Annotated in this window: 18 protein-coding genes; 13 read left to right on the forward strand and 5 right to left on the reverse strand. The window is 73.5% G+C overall.

The window, feature by feature from the left end:
- The first annotated feature begins 192 nt into the window (after positions 1–192).
- From F8R89_RS32500 to F8R89_RS32540, 9 genes are all read left to right on the forward strand, one after another.
- Positions 193–1,710, forward strand: a complete 1,518-nt coding sequence (locus tag F8R89_RS32500; protein ID WP_151787332.1) for a sugar ABC transporter ATP-binding protein — start codon at positions 193–195, stop codon at positions 1,708–1,710.
- The gene (locus tag F8R89_RS32505) at positions 1,707–2,747 is read left to right on the forward strand and encodes an ABC transporter permease (protein ID WP_151787333.1); all 1,041 of its coding nucleotides are present in this window, start codon (positions 1,707–1,709) and stop codon (positions 2,745–2,747) included. Before F8R89_RS32500 ends, F8R89_RS32505 begins: the two co-directional genes overlap by 4 nt.
- Complete coding sequence (locus F8R89_RS32510) at positions 2,740–3,732, forward strand: ABC transporter permease (RefSeq protein WP_151787334.1); 993 nt, start codon at positions 2,740–2,742, stop codon at positions 3,730–3,732. The genes F8R89_RS32505 and F8R89_RS32510 overlap by 8 nt, the downstream gene beginning before the upstream one ends.
- Positions 3,733–3,769: 37 nt before the next feature.
- A complete protein-coding gene (rhaS, locus tag F8R89_RS32515; RefSeq protein ID WP_151787335.1) occupies positions 3,770–4,852 on the forward strand; it encodes a rhamnose ABC transporter substrate-binding protein in 1,083 nt (360 codons plus the stop codon).
- A 17-nt stretch (positions 4,853–4,869) separates the two neighbouring features.
- Positions 4,870–5,190, forward strand: a complete 321-nt coding sequence (locus F8R89_RS32520) for an L-rhamnose mutarotase (protein ID WP_151787336.1) — start codon at positions 4,870–4,872, stop codon at positions 5,188–5,190.
- Positions 5,191–5,315: 125 nt separating this feature from the next.
- Positions 5,316–6,341, forward strand: coding sequence for a LacI family DNA-binding transcriptional regulator (locus F8R89_RS32525; protein WP_151787337.1), 1,026 nt, complete (start codon positions 5,316–5,318; stop codon positions 6,339–6,341).
- 102 nt (positions 6,342–6,443) lie between these two features.
- A complete protein-coding gene (locus F8R89_RS32530; protein ID WP_151787338.1) occupies positions 6,444–7,748 on the forward strand; it encodes an alpha/beta fold hydrolase in 1,305 nt (434 codons plus the stop codon).
- Positions 7,749–7,791: 43 nt separating this feature from the next.
- Positions 7,792–8,538: a PIG-L deacetylase family protein gene (locus F8R89_RS32535; protein WP_151787339.1), complete on the forward strand. Its 747-nt coding sequence runs from the start codon at positions 7,792–7,794 to the stop codon at positions 8,536–8,538.
- Positions 8,539–8,589: 51 nt separating this feature from the next.
- Entirely contained in the window at positions 8,590–9,420 is an 831-nt protein-coding gene (locus F8R89_RS32540; protein ID WP_192806292.1) for a pentapeptide repeat-containing protein, read from the forward strand.
- Here the strand turns inward: F8R89_RS32540 and F8R89_RS32545 are convergent.
- Complete coding sequence (locus F8R89_RS32545) at positions 9,382–10,899, reverse strand: cytochrome P450 (protein ID WP_151787341.1); 1,518 nt, start codon at positions 10,897–10,899, stop codon at positions 9,382–9,384. The genes F8R89_RS32540 and F8R89_RS32545 overlap by 39 nt on opposite strands.
- A 108-nt stretch (positions 10,900–11,007) precedes the next feature.
- Between F8R89_RS32545 and F8R89_RS32550 the strand changes: the two genes are divergently transcribed.
- Complete coding sequence (locus F8R89_RS32550; RefSeq protein WP_151787342.1) at positions 11,008–11,616, forward strand: TetR/AcrR family transcriptional regulator; 609 nt, start codon at positions 11,008–11,010, stop codon at positions 11,614–11,616.
- Between the two features lie 89 nt (positions 11,617–11,705).
- Positions 11,706–12,428, forward strand: coding sequence for a DUF2470 domain-containing protein (locus tag F8R89_RS32555; protein ID WP_151787343.1), 723 nt, complete (start codon positions 11,706–11,708; stop codon positions 12,426–12,428).
- Here F8R89_RS32555 and F8R89_RS32560 read toward each other — a convergent pair.
- The 3 genes from F8R89_RS32560 to F8R89_RS32570 form a co-directional block, all read right to left on the reverse strand.
- Positions 12,396–13,607: a lactonase family protein gene (locus F8R89_RS32560; RefSeq protein ID WP_151787344.1), complete on the reverse strand. Its 1,212-nt coding sequence runs from the start codon at positions 13,605–13,607 to the stop codon at positions 12,396–12,398. The genes F8R89_RS32555 and F8R89_RS32560 overlap by 33 nt on opposite strands.
- 101 nt (positions 13,608–13,708) lie before the next feature.
- On the reverse strand, positions 13,709–14,959 hold the full coding sequence (locus tag F8R89_RS32565; RefSeq protein WP_192806293.1) for an FUSC family protein: 1,251 nt from the start codon (positions 14,957–14,959) through the stop codon (positions 13,709–13,711).
- 174 nt (positions 14,960–15,133) lie between these two features.
- On the reverse strand, positions 15,134–15,628 hold the full coding sequence (locus F8R89_RS32570) for an FBP domain-containing protein (protein ID WP_151787345.1): 495 nt from the start codon (positions 15,626–15,628) through the stop codon (positions 15,134–15,136).
- Between the two features lie 205 nt (positions 15,629–15,833).
- On the opposite strand from F8R89_RS32570, the gene F8R89_RS32575 reads away from it, so the two are divergent.
- Both F8R89_RS32575 and F8R89_RS32580 read left to right on the forward strand, forming a co-directional pair.
- The gene (locus F8R89_RS32575) at positions 15,834–17,108 is read left to right on the forward strand and encodes an ROK family transcriptional regulator (RefSeq protein ID WP_151787346.1); all 1,275 of its coding nucleotides are present in this window, start codon (positions 15,834–15,836) and stop codon (positions 17,106–17,108) included.
- Positions 17,109–17,164: 56 nt separating this feature from the next.
- Positions 17,165–17,410, forward strand: a complete 246-nt coding sequence (locus F8R89_RS32580; protein ID WP_151787347.1) for a hypothetical protein — start codon at positions 17,165–17,167, stop codon at positions 17,408–17,410.
- 20 nt (positions 17,411–17,430) lie between these two features.
- On the opposite strand, the gene F8R89_RS32585 is transcribed toward F8R89_RS32580, so the two are convergent.
- Positions 17,431–18,459 carry an SDR family oxidoreductase gene (locus tag F8R89_RS32585; protein WP_151787348.1) on the reverse strand — a complete coding sequence of 343 codons (1,029 nt, stop codon included), beginning with the start codon at positions 18,457–18,459 and terminating at the stop codon, positions 17,431–17,433.
- Positions 18,460–18,505: the final 46 nt, after the last annotated feature.

Genomic DNA, 18,505 nt, shown 5'->3' on the forward strand with positions numbered 1-18,505 from the left:
GTCCTGAAGGGCTGTCAACCCCCGTGTCGTCGCCCATCTCCCTTGACGTGGCTGCGATCAACTCGGGCCGCAACATTTCGTCCCGCACCCATTGACGTGACATGGCGGCCGCGCCTAACGTCCCGGCAACCGAGTTGAAACCTTTCACGACGCCGTCAGGGCCGTCCCGCCGGTGTCGTCGAGGAGCCCCCAATGACCCACCCGTCCACCACGGGTCCGGCCCCGGTTCTGGCGCTCAGGGACGTCTCCAAGTCCTTCGGCGCGGTCCGCGCGCTGCGGGACGTCTCCCTGGAGCTGTTCCCCGGGGAGGTGCACGCCCTCGCGGGCGAGAACGGCGCCGGCAAGTCGACCCTGATCAAGACGCTCGCCGGTGTGCACCGGCCCGACACCGGCCAGGTGCTGCTCGACGGCTCGCCCGTCGTCTTCCACGGACCCGGCGACGCCCGCGACGCCGGCATCGCCGTGATCTACCAGGAGCCGACCCTCTTCCCCGACCTGTCGATCGCCGAGAACATCTTCATGGGCCGCCGGCCGCGGCGCTCCCTCGGCCGCATCGACCACCGGGCCACCCACGAGGCCACCCTGGCCCTGATGGCACGGCTCGGTGTCGCGCTCGACCCCGACCGCCCCGCGCGCGGCCTGTCCATCGCCGACCAGCAGATCGTCGAGATCGCCAAGGCGCTGTCCTTCGACGCCCGCGTCCTGATCATGGACGAGCCGACGGCCGCCCTCACCGGCAGCGAGGTCGCCCGCCTCTTCGGCGTCGTGCGCACCCTGCGCGACCAGGGCGCCGCCGTCCTGTTCATCTCCCACCGGCTGGAGGAGATCTTCCGGATCTGCCACCGGGTCACCACCCTGCGCGACGGTGCCTTCGTCGCGAGCGAGCCGGTGGACGGCATGACCGAGGACGACCTGGTCCGCCGCATGGTCGGCCGGGACCTCGACGAGCTGTACCCCAAGCAGGACGTCACACCGGGCGAAGTCGCCCTGAGCGTACGGCGGCTGACCCGCGAGGGCGTCTTCACCGACGTCTCCTTCGACGTGCGGCGCGGGGAGATCGTCGGCCTCGCGGGACTCGTCGGCGCCGGACGCACCGAGGTCGCCCGGGCCGTCTTCGGCGTCGACCGCTGGGACGCCGGCGAGGTCCACGTCGCCGGCCACCCGCTCACCAGCGGCGCGCCCTCCACCGCCATGTCCCACGGGCTCGCCCTCGTCCCCGAGGACCGGCGCGCCCAGGGCCTGGTGATGGACCTGTCCATCGAGCGCAACATCGGCCTCACCGGGCTGCGTTCGACCGTGCGGGCCGGCCTGATGGACCGCGGCGCCGAACGCAGCCGCTCCCTCGACTGGGCCGTCAGGCTCCAGGTCAAGTACGCCCGGATCGCCGACGCCGTCTCCACCCTGTCCGGCGGCAACCAGCAGAAGGTCGTCCTCGCCAAGTGGCTCGCCACGGGCCCCCAGGTGCTGATCGTCGACGAACCCACCCGGGGCATCGACGTCGGCACCAAGGCCGAGGTGCACCGGCTGCTCGGCGAACTCGCCGCCGACGGCGTCGCCATCCTGATGATCTCCTCCGACCTGCCCGAGATCCTCGGCATGGCCGACCGCGTGCTCGTCATGCACGAGGGACGGCTCACCGCCGAACTCCCGCGCTCCGAAGCCACCGAGGAGACCGTGATGGCCGCGGCCACCGGGAGGGCCGCCGCATGACGGTGACCACCCCCGGCAAGGCCCCCACGACCGACGTGCCCACCTCCAGCGGCACCCGCCTGGTCGACCGGGTCTTCAAGATGCGCGAACTCGCCATCCTGGCCGTCCTCCTGGTGATGATCGCCGTCACCCAGCTGGGCAACAGCGAGTTCCTCACCGAGCAGGGCGTCAAGGACCTGCTGCTGAACGCGACGATCCTGGTCCTCGTCGCCACCGGCCAGTCCCTGGTGGTGATCACCCGGAACGTCGACCTGTCCGTCGGCTCCACCCTCGGCATCTGCGCCTTCGCCGCCGGCCTCCACCTCCAGAACGGCGGGAACCCCGTCGCCGCCGTGCTGCTCGCCGTCCTCATGGGCGTCGGCCTCGGCCTGCTGAACGGCCTGCTCGTCAGCCTCGGCCAGGTCCCCGCGCTCGTCGTCACCCTCGGCACCCTCTACATCATCCGGGGCGTCGACTCCATCTGGGTCGGCTCCCGGCAGATCGTCGCCTCCGCCCTCCCCGACGGCTTCGTCGACTTCGGCTCCGGCGGGATGGGGGCGGTGCCCTGGCTCGCGCTGATCGCCCTCGCCGTCCTGGCCGCCACCGCCTACTACCTCAAGCACTACGGCAGCGGACGCGAGCTGTACGCCCTCGGCTCCAACCCGGAGGCCGCACGCCTCGCCGGCATCCCGGTGCGCCGGCGGATCCTCGCCGCCTACACCTTCTGCGGCGCGCTCGCCGGACTCGCGGGCGCCCTGTACCTCGCCCGCTTCGGCAACGTCGACTCCGGCACCGGCAGCGGCTACGAACTCACCGTCGTCAGCGCCGTCGTGGTAGGCGGCGTCGTCTTCACCGGCGGCTCCGGCAGCGTCCACGGCGCCGCCCTCGGCGCACTGCTGCTCACCACGATCAACAGTGTGCTGCCCGCCCTAGGCGTCAGTTCCGTCTGGGTGCTCGCCGTCAACGGCGTCCTGCTCCTCCTCGCCATCGCCGTCGACCGGATCGTCGCGCTGCGCGTGGCCACCGCCCTGAAGAAGAGGAACGCCCGCCATGGCTGACTCCCCGCTCGCGCGCGCCGTTCGCTGGGACATCGTCGTCGGCGCCCTCCTCGTCGTCGTGCTCCTGCTGTCCTTCGGCACCGTCGACGGCTTCGGCAACGCGCTCAACCTGTCGTTCCTCATCGGCAACACGCTCCCCATCGCCCTGATCGCCCTGCCGATGACCCTGCTCGTCGTCTCCGGGGAGATCGACCTGTCGGTCGCCTCGACCGCCGGCCTGTCCGGGGCCGTGATGGGCGCCCTGTGGAACCAGGGCATGGCCATCGAGACGATCATCCCGCTGTGCCTGCTCCTCGGCGTGGTGTGCGGCCTGGTCAACGGCCTGCTCGTGACCCGGCTGGGCCTGCCGTCCCTCGCCGTCACCATCGGCACCCTCGCCGCGTACCGCGGCGTCGCGCAGATCGTGCTCGGATCGGACGCGGTGACCGACTTCCCGGCGCCGTACCTGGACTTCGCGGCCGGACGCATCGGCGACACCTTCGTCCCGTACGCGTTCCCGCCCTTCCTCGTGCTGCTCGCGATCGCCGTCGTCGCCCTGCACGCCACCCCGTTCGGGCGGTCGCTGTTCGCGATCGGCGCGAACGAGGAGGCCGCCCGGTTCGCCGGGATCCGGGTGAAACGGCAGAAGCTGGTCCTGTTCACGGCGACGGGCCTGATGGCCTCGCTCACCGGGATCTTCTGGGCGCTGCACTACGCGTCCGCCCGCTACGACAACGCCACCGGGCTCGAACTGTCCGTCGTCGCCGCGGTGCTGCTGGGCGGGATCGACTTCGACGGGGGCAAGGGAACGCTGGGCGGCGCGATCGCCGGGGTGTTCCTCCTCGGTGCCCTGCAGAACGTGATGAGCCTCCAGGACGTCTCCGCCCAGTCGCAGATCGTCGTCACCGGCGTCCTGCTCGTGCTGTCCGTGCTCGGCCCCCGGGTCGCGCGCCGGATCTCCGTGGCGAGGGCGGGCCGCAGAGCCGCCTCGACTCCGACCTCGTAACGTCCAACCCCTCCCTCCCCGTAAAGGACCCACCGCCATGCGCAAGTCGTCCCTGAGCCGTGCCTGCGCGGCCCTCGCCGCCGTCACCTCCCTCGCCCTCGCGGCCACCGCCTGCGGTGGCACCACCAAGGAGGACGTCAAGAACGAGGGCGGCTCCGCCGCCACCGCCGGCAAGGCCGAGCCGAACGCCGAACTGAAGAAGGGCCTGACCGTCGGCTTCCTGCCCAAGCAGGTCAACAACCCGTACTTCACCTCCGCCGACAAGGGCGGCGAGGCGGCCCTGAAGGAACTGGGCTCCGCCTACAAGGAGGTCGGGCCGAGCAGCGCGACCGACACGGCCGGGCAGGTGAGTTACGTCAACACCCTCACCCAGCAGCAGGTCGACGCGATGGCCGTCTCCGCGCAGGACCCCGGCGCGCTGTGCACCGCGCTGAAGCAGGCCATGAGGAACGGCGTCAAGGTCGTCACCTACGACTCCGACACCAAGCCCGACTGCCGCAACGCCTTCGTCTCGCAGGCGTCCGCCGAGGACCTGGGCCGCACCGAGGTGCAGCTGCTCGCCGAACAGATCGGCTACAAGGGCGAGATCGCGATCCTGTCCGCCGCGCAGACCGCGACCAACCAGAACGTCTGGATCGACTTCATGAAGGAGGAGCTGAAGGACCCCAAGTACAAGGACGTCAAGCTGGTCAAGGTCGCCTACGGCGACGACGACGCCCAGAAGTCCTTCCAGCAGACCCAGGGACTGCTGCAGGAGCACCCGGACCTGAAGGGGATCATCTCCCCGACCACCGTCGGCATCAAGGCCGCGGCCCAGTACCTGTCGGGCTCCAAGTACAAGGGCAAGGTGAAACTGACGGGCCTCGGCACCCCCAACGACATGCGCAAGTACGTCAAGAACGGCACCGTCGAGGCGTTCGAGCTCTGGGACCCGGCGAAGCTCGGCGAACTGGCCGCGCGGACCGCCGTCGCCCTGGCCTCCGGGCAGATCACCGGCAAGGAGGGCGAGACGTTCACGGCCGGCGGCATGGGCGAGTACACGATCGGCGAGGACGGCGTGATCAGCCTCGGCAAGCCGACGGTCTTCGACGCGAAGAACATCGACCGGTTCGACTTCTGAGGGACGGGGAGGCGTCGATGCAGCGCGTGTGCTTCCTGCTCAAGGTCCGGGCGGACCGTCTCGACGCGTACCGCGAGCGGCACGCAGCGGTGTGGCCGGAGATGCGCGCCGCGCTGTCGGCCACCGGCTGGCACAACTACTCGCTCTTCCTGCGGGACGACGGTCTGCTCGTCGGCTACCTGGAGACCGAGGACTTCGCGGCGGCCGTGGCCGGGATGGAGGCCACCGACGTCAACGCCCGCTGGCAGGCGGAGATGGCGCCGTTCTTCGAGTCGCTGGACGGCGCCCGGCCCGACGAGGCCATGAGACCGCTCACCGAGGTCTTCCATCTGGCCTGAGCCGGACCGGTCCGCGGCCGCCGCCGACCGCCGCCGACCGCCGTCGGCATGGGCGGCATGACGGTAATGTGAAGCCCTTCCCGCCGCCCCTGTCGTGTTCCGTCTTCTCTGGAGGTCCCTGCCCGATGGCCCAGTCGGTGGGTATCAAGGACGTCGCCCGCGCCGCCGGAGTCTCCGTCGGCACGGTCTCCAACGTGATCAACCGCCCGGAGACGGTCGCGACCGAGACCCGGGCGCGGGTGCAGTCCGCCATCGACCGCCTCGGGTACGTCCGCAGCGAGTCCGCGCGGCAACTGCGCGCGGGCCGCAGCCGGATCATGGGCCTGCTCGTCCTCGACATGGGCAACCCCTTCTTCGTCGACTTGGCCCGTGGCGCCGAACGGACGGCCCGCGACGCCGGGCTCGGCGTGATGGTCTGCAACAGCGCGCAGAGCGCGAGCGAGGAGGCCGACTACCTGTCGCTCTTCGCCGAGCAGCGGGTACGCGGCGTGCTGCTCACCCCGGCCGACGCCACCGGCCGCAACATCGAGGCGTTCCGGCGGCACAACATCCCGTTCGTCCTGGTCGACCGGGTCGCCGAGGGCACCACGGAGTGCTCGGTCTCCGTGGACGACGTCGCGGGCGGCGCGCTCGCCGTACGGCATCTCGTGGACGCCGGGCACCGCTCCCTCGCCTACGTCAGCGGCCCGCCCGGCCTCCACCAGGTCCGCGACCGCCGCACCGGCGCCCTGAACGCCCTGGAGGAGGCCGGTCTCGGCCCCGAGCATCTGCGGGAACTGCCCACCGAACGGCTCGACGTGGCCGCCGGCCGCGACGCCGGGGCGCGCCTCCTCGGCCTCGCGGACCGGCCGACCGCCGTGTTCTGCGCCAACGACCTGCTCGCCCTCGGCGTCCTCCAGGCCATGTACGCGGCGGGCGTCGGCGTCCCCGACGACCTGGCCATCGTCGGCTACGACGACATCGAGTTCGCCGCCGCGGCGGCCGTCCCGCTGACCTCCGTACGGCAGCCCGCCGTCACCATGGGGACGCTCGCCGCGGAGATGCTGCTGGAGGAGACCGAGGCGCTGACCGGCGCCCGGACGCACGAGCACCGCCGGGTCGTCCTGCAGCCGGAACTGGTCGTGCGGCGGTCCTCGCTCGCCGCCCGCTGATCCGCCGTTCAGTACGATTTCATGATCCCAGGGGTCTCCTGGTGGAGGAACATGTGCTGAACTGGGACGCGGCCCGAAAAAACCTCCGTCCCGGGAGCACCGTTGTCCGTCAGCTACCGCCAGCCCGGCGTCGTCCTCACCGACCGCCGCTTCACCGTGCCGCTCGACCACGCCCGCCCTGCGGGCGAGACGATCGAGCTCTTCGCAAGGGAGGTCGTCGCCGGGGACAAGGCGCACCAGGACCTGCCGTGGCTGGTCTACCTCCAGGGCGGCCCGGGCTTCGGGGCGAACCGTTTCGTCGGGAAGGGCGGCGCCTGGCTCGGCCGCGCGCTCAAGGAGTTCCGGGTCCTGCTGCTCGACCAGCGCGGAACCGGGCACTCCACGCCCGCCAACCGCCAGACGCTCCCGCTGCGCGGCGGCCCCGCCCAACAGGCCGACTACCTCACGCACTTCCGCGCCGACTCGATCGTCCGCGACTGCGAGCTGATCCGCCGCGAGGTCACCGGCGGCGCCCCCTGGACCGTCCTCGGCCAGAGCTTCGGCGGCTTCTGCACGGTCACCTACCTCTCCACCGCCCCCGAGGCCCTGACCGCCGCCGTGGTCACCGGCGGACTGCCCTCCCTGGACGCGCACGCCGACGACGTCTACCGGGCCGCCTACCCGCGCGTCGAGCGCAAGGTCGCCGCGCACTACGCCCGCTACCCGCAGGACGTCGAGCGGGCCCGCCGGATCGCCGACCACCTCCTCGCCCACGACGTCGTCCTGCCGAACGGCTACCGCCTGACCGCCGAGGCCTTCCAGTCGCTCGGCATCCTCCTCGGCGGCGGCGAGGGCAGCCACCGGCTGCACTACCTCCTGGAGGACGCCTTCGTCCGCACCCCGAACGGGACCGCCCTCTCCGACGCGTTCCAGGAGGAGGTCCAGGGCCTGCTGTCGTACGCCGGGCATCCGCTGTACGCGCTCGTCCACGAGGCGATCTACGGCCAGGACGCCCGGCCCACCGCCTGGGCCGCCGAGCGGGTGCGCGCCGAGTTCCCGCAGTTCGACGCGGCGAAGACGCTCGCCGGCGACGGTCCGCTGCTCTTCACCGGCGAAACGATCCACCCCTGGATGTTCGACTGCGACCCGGCGCTGCGCCCACTGCGCGAGACCGCCGAGATCCTCGCCGCCCGCGCCGACTGGACCCCCCTGTACGACCCGGCGCGCCTCGCCGCCAACGAGGTGCCGGTCGCGGCGGTCGTCTACCACGACGACATGTACGTCGACACCGCGCACTCCCTGACCACCGCCCGCGCGATCCGGGGACTGCGCACCTGGGTCACCGACGAGTTCGAGCACGACGGCGTCCGCGCCGGCGGCCCCCGGGTGCTGGACCGGCTTCTCGCCCTCACCCGTGACGAGGTGTGACGTGACGGGGCCCTCCGCGCCGCCCACCGGTTAGGGTGCGGGCATGACCGAGCCGACGCCCCCTCAGCTGCAGCCGATGCCCGAGGACTGGCGGCGGGCCCTCGCCGTCGTCGCCCACCCGGACGACCTGGAGTACGGCTGCTCCGCCGCCATCGCCGCCTGGACCGACGCGGGCCGTGAGGTCGCCTACGTCCTCGCGACCCGCGGCGAGGCCGGCATCGACACCCTGGAGCCGGAGAAGTGCGGCCCGCTGCGCGAGCGCGAGCAGCGGGCCAGCGCGGCGGTCGTCGGCGTCACCGAGGTCGAGTTCCTGGACCACGCGGACGGCGTCATCGAGTACGGCACCGCGCTGCGCCGCGACATCGCCGCCGCGATCCGCCGCCACCGGCCCGAGCTGCTGATCACCCTCAACCACCGGGACACCTGGGGCGGCGTCGCCTGGAACACCCCGGACCATGTGGCGGTCGGCCGGGCCACGCTGGACGCGGCGGGCGACGCCGGGAACCGCTGGATCTTCCCCGAGCTCACCGAGCAGGGGCTCGCCCCCTGGGACGGCGTCCGCTGGGTCGCCGTCGCGGGCTCCAGTTCCCCGACGCACGCCGTGGACGCCTCCGCCGGCCTCGACCGCGCGGTGCGCTCCCTGCTCGAACACCGCACATACATCGAGGTCCTGACGGACGAGGACCCGGAGACGTACGCCCGCCGCTTCCTCACCGGGAACGCCACCGCCACGGGCGAACGGTTCGGCGGCCGCCCGGCGGTGGCCTTCGAACTCTTCCCGCGCGGCTGAAGCCGTCCGCCGCCGCATGAACGCCGGTTCGCGGCGCCTAGGATGACAGGCATGCACGATCACCCCGGTGCCCTCGCCGAGCTGCGTGGCGACTGCGCGAACTGTTTCGGGCTGTGCTGTGTCGCGCTGCCCTTCTCCGCCTCCGCGGACTTCGCGGTGGACAAGGCCGCCGGGACGCCCTGCCGCAATCTCCTCGCCGACCACCGCTGCGGCATCCACGCCCGGCTGCGGGACACCGGTTTCACCGGATGCACGGTCTACGACTGCTTCGGCGCCGGGCAGAAGGTCTCACGGGTCACGTTCGGCGGGGAGGACTGGCGCACCGGGCCGGCCGACCGCGCCCGGCGGATGTCCGACGTGTTCCCCGTCGTCCGTCAGCTGCACGAACTGCTCCGGTACCTCACCGAGGCCCTGTCCCTGCCCGCCGCCCGCCCGCTCCACGCCGACCTGCGCGCCCTCCTGGACGCGACCGAGGCCCTCACCCTCGGCACCCCGGAGGAACTGGCCGCGCTCGACGTCGCCGCCCACCGGCAGCGGGTGAACGTGCTGCTGCTCAGGACGAGCGAGCTGTCCCGAGCCGGGGTGCGGGGCCGGGGGAAGAGCCGCAGGGGCGCCGACCTGATGGGCGCCCGCCTCCGGGGCGCCGACCTGCGCGGGGCGGATCTGCGCGGCGCCTACCTCATCGCGGCCGACCTGACCGGCGCCGATCTGCGCGGAGCGGACCTCATCGGCGCCGACCTGCGCGACACCGACCTCACGGACGCCGATCTGACCGACGCCTTCTTCCTGACCCAGCCGCAGGTGAACGCGGCGCGGGGGAGCGCCGGAACCCGGCTGCCCGGCTCAGTCTCCCGCCCGGCGCACTGGACAGCGCGGGGCTGAGTCCTCCACGGACGAGGGGTCCTCGGCCGGCGCGGGCGCGGGTGCGGGCGTCCGCCGCTCCAGGCCCAGCCGCAGCCCCTCCGGCATCAGGGTCAGCCGTTCCGTGACCCGCAGCCGGTACGCGGGATCGGCGCGGAAGTCGTACCGGCGCAGCAGCAGACCGAGGACGAGCGTCGCCTCGTGCAGCGCGAACTGCCGTCCGATGCAGGCCCGCGCGCCCGTCCCGAACGGCTTGAAGGTGTGCGCGGCCCGCGTTCGCACGGCCTTCGGGTCGAACCGGTCCGGGTCGAAGCGCTCCGCGTCCGCACCCCAGACCTCCGGGTCGCGGTGCACGGTCGGCGTGAGCACCAGCGCCCAGCCGCCCCGCCGCATCGGGTGCTCCCCGCCCAGCACGGTGTCCTCGCGGGCCTCCCGGGCGAAGGCGGGTGCCGTCGGCCACAGCCGCAGCGCCTCGTCCAGGACCCGGCGCACGTGACGCAGGCGGGCCACCTGCTCGTACCCGGGTGCTTCCGTGGCGCCCCACACGCGGTCCACCTCGGCGCGGGCGCGGGCCGCGATCCCGGGGTACAGGGACAGGTAGTGCAGCGCGAAGGACAGCGCGCCCGACGTGGTCTCGTGACCGGCCACGAGGAAGGTGATCACCTGGCGGCGGACGTTGAGCGCCGAGAGCCGTTCACCCGTCTCCGGGTGCGCGGTCGCGAGCATGCGGTCCAGCAGGTCCCCGTCCCCGGGCCCGTCCGCCTGCCGCGCGCGGATCAGTTCGTCGACGGTGTGGTTGAGGAACGCGATGTCGGCGTCGTTGCGCCGCGCGGCCCGCCGCAGCAGCCAGGGCACCGGTACGGAGTTCAGACGCTGGGCGTGGGTGAGCGTGCCCACCATCGCCGTCACGAAGGGATGCGGCCGGGACCGCTCGAAGGAGCCGAAGTCATGGCCGAACCCGGTGCGGGCGATGGTCTCCAGGGTCAGCCTGGTCATGTCGCCGGGCACGTCGACCGTCCGCCCGGCCTCGCGCGCCCGGTCCCAGTGGTCCATGAGCCGGCCGGCCACATCGAGCATCATCGGGTGGTAGCCCGCCATGGCCTCCCGGCTGAAGCCGGGGGCCAGGACGTCGTGCGCGAGCTGCCAGTTGGGCTCGTGGTTGTACGCCGTGAACAGCCCGTCGCCGGCGACGGGCCGCAGGTTCGCGATGCCCAGGCCGACGTGCTTGGCGAACCGGGACTCGTCCGCCATGTCGGCGGCGAGCGCGGCGCCCGCGACGAACACGAACTCCCTGTTCAGCACCCGGCGCCGGAAGATCGGCCCGAGCCGCCGCGCGATCCGCACGGAGTCCTGGAGCGGGGTGTGCCGGCCGGCGCCCACCACATCGCCGAGCAGCGGGACGCGGTACGGGGGGTGGGGGATGCGCGCCAGCTCGGGCCAGCCCTGCCCGGCACCGCGGAACCCCTTCGGCAGACCGGTGCCGGTCGTCGTCTCCGCCATGACGCGATCTCCCTCGGTGGGGCGGCAGTTCGGGCTCGTTGTACGTGGGTTCAATAACGCGCCACAGTGTGGTCCCGCCGTCGGAGCCCCGTCAAGTAAGGTGCGCGCATGGCCGGGAACCAGGGGGAGCGCGTACGCCGCCGGCTCGGTACTGAGGAGCGGCGGGCCCAACTGCTCGCCGTGGGCGCCCGGTTGTTCTCGGAGCACCCGTACGACGAGGTGTGGATCGAGCAGGTGGCGGAGATCGCCGGCGTCTCGCGCGGGCTGCTCTACCACTACTTCCCGACCAAGCGGGACTTCTTCGCGGCCGTCGTGGAGCGGGAGAGCGAGCGCATGCTGCGGATGACCGCGGCCGAGCCCGGCGTCCCGGCGCGCGAGCAACTGGCGGCCAGTCTCGACACGTTCCTCGGGTACGTCGAGGCCCACGCCCACGGCTACCGGGCGTTCCACCGGGCCGACGCGGCGGGCGACCAGGCGGTGCGCTCGGTCTACCGGCGTGCCCTGGCCGCGCAGGAGAAGCAGATCCTGGAGGCGCTGGCCGCCGACCCCGAGTTCGGCCCGGCCGCTCGGGAACGTCCCGAGGTCCGCCTCGCCGTGCGGGGCTGGCTGGCGTTCACGACGGCCGTCTGCCTGGAGTGGCTGCGGCGCGAGGACCTGACCAGGGACCAGGTGCGGGACCTCTGTGTCCGCGCGCTGCTGGGCGTGCTCACCTCCTGATGTCGCGGCCGCCCGGACGGGCGGGCCCGGTCGACGCGCGCCCCGATCTCCGATAGGTTAGGCAAGGCTTACCTAAGAGGAGGTTGGGGATGGGTGACAGCCAGACCTGGACGGCCGCTCCTTCCGCGGCGCAACGGGCCCGCTCGGTGCTCGCCGCCGCGTGGTCCTGCGCGGTGACGGCGGAGGGCTGCCGGGAGGAGCTCGTCGGCGCGCACCGGGTGGCCGGGGACGGGCGGCTCCTGCTGGCCGTGCCGGAGGACAGCGCCCTGCGCACGGCCGCGATCTGCGCGCCCCGCGGGGAGCCGTCCGCCGTCCTGGAGTTCGCCGACGTCGCCCCCGTGCCCGTGCGGACCCGGATCCGCGCCCGGCTCTGGCTCTCCGGCTGGTTCACCTCCGAGGGCGACGAACTCGCCTTCCGGCCCGCGCGGGTGGTGCTGCGCCGGGCCTCCGGACCCGAGGTCGTCGACCTCGCCGAGTTCGCCGAGGCGGAGCCCGACCCGCTGGCCGGGGCGGAGGCCCGGCTGCTCACCCATCTCGCCGACTGCCACCCGGACGCCGTGGAGCGCCTCACCCGGCTCGTCGACCCCGGCAGCCTGCACGCCGCCGTCCGCGTGCGGCCCCTCGCGGTCGACCGGCACGGCCTGACCCTGCGGATCGAACGCCTCCGCACCCACGGCGACGTACGCCTGACCTTCCACCGGCCCGCCGACGACCTCGCCCAGCTCACCGAACGCGTCCACGCCCTGCTCGCCCAGGCCGCCGCCGGCTGCCCGCGGACCCTACAGCGGCAGCGCGCAGACGGCGACGGGTGACGCGAACGGCTCACCCGCGAGGCGCAGCCCGCCGTCCGCCGCATCGACCTGGAAGACGGCGACCGTGCCCGACTTCTGGTTCGCGGCGAAGAGCAGGGACCCGTCCGGGGACAGCGCGATCTGACGCGGGAAGTCCCCGCCGGCCGGCACCGTGCCGAGCAGCCGCAGCCGGGCGCCGTCCTCCTCCACGGCGTAGCGCGCGAGGCTGTCGTGCCCCCGGTTGGCCAGCCACGCGTGCCGCCCGTCCGGCGCGACCGCGACCTGCGCCGGGTAGTTCATGCCCGAGCCCGACCCCGTGCCCTGCCCCGGACCGATCGTCAGCCGGCCCGTCGCCGGGTCGTACGCGCAGACGGCGACGGTGTCGTCGACCTCGTTCGCCAGATAGGCGTACCGCCCGCCCGGATGGAACGTCAGATGGCGCGGCCCCGCACCCGGCGCGGCCCGCGCCCGGGAGACCTCCGTGAGCTTCCCGGCGTCCGTGTCGAGCCGGTAGGTGTACACCGTGTCCGTGCCCAGGTCGACGGCGAGCACATGGCGGCCGTCCGGGCTCGTGACGATCTGGTGGGCGTGCGGACCGTCCTGGTCCGGACCCGGCGGCGGGGACGAGTGCGTGACCAGATCGCTGCGCTCCCCGAGCGCCCCCGACGCCTCGATCGGGTGGACGGCCACACTGCCCGTACCGTAGTTGGCGCTCAGCAGCCACCGCCCGCCCGGATGCACCGACAGATGGCAGGGCGCCGAGCCGCCGGTGCCGCGGCTCCCCAGCACCTTCCGGTCGGCCAGGCGCACGGCGGTCACCTGGCCGTCGTCGCGCTCGCCGACCGCGTACAGCGTGCGCCCGTCCGGATGGACGGCCAGATACGACGGATCGGGCACGCCCTCGACCGTCCCGCCGCCCGTGACCCGGCCCGTGACCGGGTCGTACGTGGCGACGCCGATGCCCCGGCCCCCGCCGTCGGTGGAGGTGTAGGTGCCGAGGTACAGCGGGCGCGGCCCCGAGGGCGCGCGGCTCTCGCCCTGCGGGCTCGGACGGGTCCCCGGGGCCGACGCCCGCGCGGCCGATGGGTTCGCGGGGGCGGGCGTGCCGTCGCAGCCCGTCACCGCCGGCAGGGCCGCGCCGGCGGCCGTCCCCGCGAGCGCCCCGACGAACCGGCGCCTGCTCAGCCCACCCGTGCCCATGTCCCACCTCAGGTCGTCGCTCGTCGTGGCCGCCCGGCCACCTTGGCGCGCGGCCGCCGCCCGGCGCAAGGACGGCACCGGCCGCCGCGCGCGTCGCACGCCTACCGGGAGCGCCCGCTCACCCCGGTACGGCTCCACAGCTTCTCCTGCACTCCCATGCGCTCCCGCATCCGGGTCAGCCGCGGCATCCTGGCACGCTGCTCCTGCGACACGCGGTCCAGCTCCTCCAGCAGCCGGCGGGAGCGGTGCTCGGTGTTCATCTCGTCGATGATCCGGTTCACCTCGGTGAGGACGGCGCCGTACAGCTGCCAGTGCTCGGGCCGGCGCGTCGCCTCCTCGCGCAGCAGCGGGGCGAGCCGGTCACGGGTGCCGGCCGCCGTGTGCAGCTCCGCCGACAGCCGGGACTCCGCCGCGTCGGCGTTGCTGCTGACATGCGTGGTGACCAGGACCGCGAAGCTGACCACCGCGTCGGCGATCTCGGAGAGCAACTGGTCGAGGACCGCGCCCGTCTCCTTCTCGAACAGCGAGTCCGGCTCGCGGTCCTTGGCGAGGTCGGTGAGGGTGCGGGCGAGGACGCGCAGCACCACCGTGCAGATCTCCAGGGTGTCGAGCCCCGTGCGCAGCACCACCCGGTGCAGCAGGCCCTCGCGGACGCGTGGGTTCAGCCGCAGGCTGTCCTCGGCCTGCCGGAGCGCCGCGTCCACCTCGATGATGTCGTGGTCGAGGCGGCGCGCCTCGTGCAGCCGGGCCGCCGCCTGCTCGTACGGCTGCCGGCCCGCCGCCTCCTCGCCGATGCGCAGCATCAGCTGGCGCAGCCGACGGGACAGGTCCACCAGGGACTCACCGGCCTCGTCCACCCAGACGGGCGGCGCCAGCAGCAGGTTGAAACCGAGGCCGACGACGGCGCCGATCAGGGTCTCCAGCACCCGCGCCCAGGCCACGTCGCCGACGGAGGTGACGCCGAGGACCAGCATCGCGCTGATCGCGACCTCGGGGACGTACTCATGGACCCGCACCAGATGGCCGACCCCCAGGGCGGCCACGATCAGCAGCCCGAGACTCCACCAGGTCAGGCCGACCAGGAGGCTGAAGGCGATCGCCACCAGCACGCCGGCCACCACGGAGTTCACCCGGCGGATGCCGTTGGTGAGCGTGGCGTAGAAGGTGACCTGGACGACCAACAGCGCCGTCAGGGGAGCGGTCAGCGGCGCCGCCTCGGGGCTCAGGCGCAGCGCGATGACATACGCGATCGTCGCCGCGGCCGCCGACCGCAGCGTCTGCACCACCACCGGGTCCCGGAGGGCCTTGGCCAGCCGCTCGCGGGACCACCGCCCCTCACGTGCCTCACGCATCCTTGGGCTGTTCCCCTCTCACCGGCCCCGCACACCGCTTACGGATCATGATGTTCCGCGCGGAACCCCAGGGTGGTCGCAGGGGCCGGGCCACAGCAAGGAGCGGGGCCGGTGGCCGCCGACACCCGGCCCGCAGGTCGGCCGAACGGGCTCACGGGGGAGCGGGGCGAGGGTTCAGGCGTCCAGCTTGTCGAGGAAGGCGTGCAGGTTCGCGGTGGTGCGGGCGATCTGCTCCTCCAGGGTCAGGCTCTCCTCGAACCGCCCGCCCGACGCGGGCACCTTCTTGCCGCGCAGGTACAGCGAACAGGCCAGGTCGGTGCACATGTACAGGCCGACCGAGTTGCCCTCGCGCCCGGCGGGCCCCGCCTTGCGGGCCGTCATCAGGGAGACACCCCCGCCCGGGTGGGTCGTCAGGCACAGGGAGCACAGGCTGCGGTGCGTGAACCCGCGCTGCTGCGACGGGAAGCGCAGGCTGATGCCGACCGGCCGCCCCGCGCGCTCGGCGACGAGATAGCTGCGGTCGGGGGCCCCGGGCTCGCGCCAGCCGAGGAAGTCGAGATCGTCCCAGGGACGTTCGTCCAGGTCGCGGGGGACCGACAGACGCTTGGCCTCGCCCTTGGAGCAGTTGACGAACGAAGCGCGGATCTCCGCCTCGGTGAGCGACCTCATGGGAGCCTCCAGGGAAGGGGGAACGGAACGGTGAAACCTAGGGGCTCTAGGTTCTCACCTAGGTTAGGCAGGGCGGGGGTCGGGGGCCAGCGAATTTCCCCGCCGCCCGGGTCGCGGACCGGGACCCGGCCGAGCACCTGACGCCGTGGTTCACAATGGAGGCGGATCCATCGGGGCGGGAAACGGCAGGTCGGAAGGGAGCCGCATGGCGGGGCGGAACGGGCGAACGGTACGGGACCTCAGACGGGGCAACCGTACGGCCGTACTCCAGCGCCTCTACTTCGACGGCCCCCTCAGCCGCTTCGAACTCGGCCCGGCGACCGGCCTCAGCTCCGGTTCGATCAGCAACGTCGTCGCGGAGCTGATCGGCGACGGCCTGGTCGAGGAGGCCGGCAGCGTCGACTCCGACGGCGGCCGGCCCCGCATCCTGCTGCGGGTCGCCCCCGGCAGCGGCCACATGATCGGCGTCGACGTCGGCGAGACCCGGGTGCGGGTCGGCCTCTTCGACCTCACCCTCACCGAACTCGCCCGCGCCGAACGCCCGCTGGAGCAGCAGCGCTACGAGGTCGACGGCATCGTCCGCCATGTGCGGGACGGCGTCACCGAGGTCCTCGAAGGCGCCGGGATCGGCCCCGGACGGCTCCTCGGCGTCGGCATAGGAGTCCCCGGCATCGTCGAACGCACCCCGGCCCTCGGTGCCGTGGTGCACGGCCAGACCATCGGCTGGGACGCCGTCCCGCTGGAGCGGCTGCTGCGCGACGGCTCGGAACTCCCCGACAGCGTCCCCTACTTCATCGACAACGGCGCCCGGACGCTCGGCCAGGCCGAGATGTGGTTCGGCGCCGGCCGCGGCGCCGGGAACGCGCTGGTCGTCCTCTTCGGCTCCGGCGTCGGCGCCTGCCTGGTCACCCCGGAGGTGGAGCACGGGCGGGCCGTCGAGTGGGGCCATCTGACGGTTCGGGTGCGCGGCCGGCGCTGCCGCTGCGGCGCCCTGGGCTGCCTGGAGGCGTACGCGGGCGCCGAGTCGCTGCTCGCCCGCTGGATCGAGGCCGGCGGCAGCGCCCCGCCGGGAGCCGACGAGGAGACCGCGCTGTCCGCGATGCTGTCCGGCGCCTACCCGGCCGACGGCGGCCCGGCCGACCCGGTGGCGCTCGCCGTGCTGGACGAGACCGCCGAGTACGTCGGCGCGGGCCTGTCCGACCTGATCAACCTCTTCCAGCCGGAACGCATCCTGATCGGCGGCTGGGCCGGCCTCCAGCTCGGCACCCGCTTCCTGCCCGCCGTCCGCCGTCACGCCGCCTCCTACTCGCTGCGGCACCCGGCGGAGAAGGTCGGCATCGAACTGGGCCGGCTCGGCCCGGACGCGGTGACCGTCGGCGCCGCGATCCTGCCGCTCGCCGACTTCTTCGCGCACGGCGGGCGCCGCCCCGGCCCCGTGCCGGAGTCCGGCGGCAGCCCGGCCCGGTCCGTGCCGCGCTGACGTTTGCCGAGGCCGCGGGACGGTACTCGCAGCGTCCGACACGCGGGAGGCGCACCATGGACGACCATCGCCGAGAGGCACCCGGCGAGAGCCCGGACCCGATCCCCAGGGACCTGCCGGACCAGCAGGCCCGCGACGGAGAGGACCCGTGGGAGGTGCCCGCCGGGCCCACCCGCGACGCCTCCGAGTCCGAGTCCGACGACGTCCCGGACACGGACGAGGCGGGCACGGGCCGGCAGGGCGAGCCCCAGACCGGCGCGGTCCACCCCGAGCACCCGGCCCCGGAGGAGCCGGCGGACTGATCCACCCGGCGCCGTCCGTCTCAGCCGACCTTCCGGCCCCGGAGGTTGGCCGTGTCCGCGCCCGCTCCCTCCCGCAGGCCCCCCAGGAACTCCTCGAGCACCTCGGGCGCCGTGCGGGACGGCTCCCAGCCCAGTTCCGAGCGGGCCCGGGAACAGTCCATCAGCGGCACCCTCAGCACCGCGTCGAACAGGTGCGGGGACGCCGGCAGCAGCCGCAGCCCCCACGCGGCGGCGATCGCCGAGCGGGCCGCCGTACGGGGGAGGCGGACCGTACGGGCACCGAGCATCCCGGCCAGCAGCTCCGCGTCGACCGGCGGGTCGGCCGCCAGGTTGAACGCGCCGCGCACGTCGGACTTCACGGCGAGCCGGTAGGCGTGCGCCGCGTCGTCGGTGTGCAGGGCCTGGACCCGCAGCCCGGGGACATCGGGCAGGAACGGCAGCACGTCGGGCCGCAGCAGGGGGCCCGGCAGATAGCGGCCGCCGAAGATCCGCCGCTGCTCGCTCGCGGACGCGCGCTTGAACAGGAACGCCGGCCGCATCCGCACCACCCGGACCTCGGGGTGCTCCCGCTCGAAGATGTCGAGGTTCCGCTCCAGGTACGCCTTCTCCCGGCAGTACGCGGCGTCCGGCCAGCCGTGCGTCGGCCACGACTCGTCGACGGGATGGTCCTTCGGGCCCGGCGAGTACGCGCCGACCGACGAGGCGTGGATCAGCGCGGGCACCTTGGCCTCCGCCACCGCCTCGTACACCCGCAGGCTGCCCAGCACGTTGGTGCGCCAGGTCGTCGCCGGGTCGTGCGTCGGCTGGAAGGCCCAGGCCAGATGGACGACGGCGTCGGCACCGGCGAAGACCCGCGCGAGGTCCGTGTTCCGCGACGCCAGGTCGGCCGCCGTCCACTCGGTCTTCGCCGGCCCCACGTCGGGTTTCCGGCGGGCGAGGCCCACGATTGACCCGACCTCCGGGTCCTCCGCGAGGAGCCGCACCACGCTCGTGCCGACGTTGCCGGTGGCTCCGGTGACCACGATCCTGCGTTCCGGTCCGCTGCTCACCTGCGGCTCCTCCCGGACGGTGGGGGCGGGAGCGCCCGAGTACCCC

It is taken from the genome of Streptomyces sp. SS1-1 (assembly GCF_008973465.1).
Classification (GTDB): domain Bacteria; phylum Actinomycetota; class Actinomycetes; order Streptomycetales; family Streptomycetaceae; genus Streptomyces.

Excerpts from the sequence above, each read along its gene's own strand:
- F8R89_RS32500 (WP_151787332.1), top strand. The coding sequence starts at position 193 with ATGACCCACCCGTCCACCACGGGTCCGGCCCCGGTTCTGGCGCTCAGG.
- F8R89_RS32505 (WP_151787333.1), top strand. The coding sequence starts at position 1,707 with ATGACGGTGACCACCCCCGGCAAGGCCCCCACGACCGACGTGCCCACC.
- F8R89_RS32510 (WP_151787334.1), top strand. The coding sequence starts at position 2,740 with ATGGCTGACTCCCCGCTCGCGCGCGCCGTTCGCTGGGACATCGTCGTC.
- rhaS (WP_151787335.1), top strand. The coding sequence starts at position 3,770 with ATGCGCAAGTCGTCCCTGAGCCGTGCCTGCGCGGCCCTCGCCGCCGTC.
- F8R89_RS32520 (WP_151787336.1), top strand. The coding sequence starts at position 4,870 with ATGCAGCGCGTGTGCTTCCTGCTCAAGGTCCGGGCGGACCGTCTCGAC.
- F8R89_RS32525 (WP_151787337.1), top strand. The coding sequence starts at position 5,316 with ATGGCCCAGTCGGTGGGTATCAAGGACGTCGCCCGCGCCGCCGGAGTC.
- F8R89_RS32535 (WP_151787339.1), top strand. The coding sequence starts at position 7,792 with ATGACCGAGCCGACGCCCCCTCAGCTGCAGCCGATGCCCGAGGACTGG.
- F8R89_RS32540 (WP_192806292.1), top strand. The coding sequence starts at position 8,590 with ATGCACGATCACCCCGGTGCCCTCGCCGAGCTGCGTGGCGACTGCGCG.
- F8R89_RS32545 (WP_151787341.1), bottom strand. The coding sequence starts at position 10,899 with ATGGCGGAGACGACGACCGGCACCGGTCTGCCGAAGGGGTTCCGCGGT.
- F8R89_RS32550 (WP_151787342.1), top strand. The coding sequence starts at position 11,008 with ATGGCCGGGAACCAGGGGGAGCGCGTACGCCGCCGGCTCGGTACTGAG.
- F8R89_RS32555 (WP_151787343.1), top strand. The coding sequence starts at position 11,706 with ATGGGTGACAGCCAGACCTGGACGGCCGCTCCTTCCGCGGCGCAACGG.
- F8R89_RS32560 (WP_151787344.1), bottom strand. The coding sequence starts at position 13,607 with ATGGGCACGGGTGGGCTGAGCAGGCGCCGGTTCGTCGGGGCGCTCGCG.
- F8R89_RS32565 (WP_192806293.1), bottom strand. The coding sequence starts at position 14,959 with ATGCGTGAGGCACGTGAGGGGCGGTGGTCCCGCGAGCGGCTGGCCAAG.
- F8R89_RS32570 (WP_151787345.1), bottom strand. The coding sequence starts at position 15,628 with ATGAGGTCGCTCACCGAGGCGGAGATCCGCGCTTCGTTCGTCAACTGC.
- F8R89_RS32575 (WP_151787346.1), top strand. The coding sequence starts at position 15,834 with ATGGCGGGGCGGAACGGGCGAACGGTACGGGACCTCAGACGGGGCAAC.
- F8R89_RS32580 (WP_151787347.1), top strand. The coding sequence starts at position 17,165 with ATGGACGACCATCGCCGAGAGGCACCCGGCGAGAGCCCGGACCCGATC.